Raw genomic sequence first — 1,496 nt, 5'->3', positions numbered from 1 at the left:
CTTCGCGCACGGCCGGACGGCCGACGCCGAGCATGGCCGCCAGTTCACGCTCCGGCGGCAATTGCTGGCCGGGCTTGAGCAGGCCGCTGCGGATCATGGTGAGCAGGCGTTGCGCAACTTGCTCGGAAATGGATTTCTGGACGATGGGGTCGAAGGACATGGAGTCTGCTTGGGTGCCTGTTATGTTTCCTGGTCGCTCCGCACCATATGGAGGCGCGGGAGAGTGGTAAGACCTTTGGGTATGCAGAGAATAGGTGCGGGTCCGGGGGCTGTCAAGCGAGGACTGTCCGCAATGGTCAAACCTTTTTCATGTGTGCTTTGGCGGCGATTGTTGACGGGAAGGCAATGCCGCCAACGCGCTTGCGTCCGCTGTCGCTTCCACTTACATGCCGATACAGATGCAAAACCCGAACTGGGCTAGCATGAGACCTTTTGCGCTGCTCCATTTCCGCTCATCATGCCTAGCCAACCTGCCTCGCGTCCTTCTGAAAAGTCATCCCGTCCCGACCTGGTCAACGGCCCCATTGCCGCCACGCTGCTGATGTTCGCCTTGCCGGTACTCGGCAGCAACGTCCTGCAATCGCTGAACGCCTCGATCAATGCGATCTGGGTCGGCCACTACCTCGGCGAGGCGGCGCTGACCGCGACCTCGAACGCCAACATCGTCCTGTTCTTCCTGCTCGGCGTGGTGTTCGGCATCAGCATGGCCACCACCATCCTGGTCGGACAGTCGATCGGCGCGGCTACATCTTCACGCCGCACATCCTCGCGCTGATGCAGACGCCGGCCGACGCCGCGCCCTATGCGATCGCGTACCTGCGCATCATCTTCGTTGCGCTGCCGATGATGTATTTCTATAACTTCATGATGATGACGCTGCGTGGTGCAGGCGACTCGCGCACGCCGTTCTATTTCATGCTGCTGTCGGTGGGACTCGATATCGCGCTCAATCCGCTGCTGATCTTCGGCCTCGGTCCGATCCCGGCGATGGGCATTGCCGGTTCGGCGCTGGCGACGCTGATCGCGCAATCGGGCAGCCTGCTCCTGATGATCGCCTTCCTCTATCGCCGCAAGCATTTCCTGGCGTTGCACAGCAATGAACTGAACTACCTGAAGCCCGACCTGGCGATCTTGCGCGCGCTGGTGACCAAGGGCCTGCCGATGGGCTTGCAGATGCTGGTGATCTCGTCGTCGGCGCTGGTGATGATCAGCCTGGTCAACGGCTACGGTTCGCAAGTGACGGCCGGTTACGGCGTGACCTCGCAGCTGTGGACGTATGTGCAGATGCCGGCGCTGGCGCTGGGCGCGAGCGTGTCGTCGATGGCCGCGCAGAATATCGGCGCCGGTCGCTGGGATCGCGTCACGCGCATCGCCACCATCGGCGTCGGCTACAACTTCCTGCTGACCGGCGCGCTGGTGGCCTTGCTGTACCTGTTCGATCATGCGGCGCTGGGACTGTTCCTGCCGCATGAAGCGCTTCGGTACCCGCACCGCGC

Annotated in this window: 1 protein-coding gene and 1 pseudogene; one reads left to right on the top strand and one right to left on the bottom strand. The window is 62.3% G+C overall.

Annotated elements, in window-relative coordinates:
- A partial coding sequence (locus HLUSI_RS34620; protein WP_040503266.1) for a FadR/GntR family transcriptional regulator occupies nucleotides 1-160 on the bottom strand: 160 nt, incomplete at its 3' end.
- Nucleotides 161-457: 297 nt separating this feature from the next.
- On the opposite strand from HLUSI_RS34620, the pseudogene HLUSI_RS27530 reads away from it, so the two are divergent.
- Nucleotides 458-1,496 (top strand): annotated as a pseudogene (locus tag HLUSI_RS27530) (MATE family efflux transporter); the annotation flags it as partial.

It is taken from the genome of Herbaspirillum lusitanum P6-12 (assembly GCF_000256565.1).
Lineage (GTDB): Bacteria > Pseudomonadota > Gammaproteobacteria > Burkholderiales > Burkholderiaceae_D > Herbaspirillum > Herbaspirillum lusitanum.
This window is presented reverse-complemented; position numbering and strand designations above follow the sequence as displayed.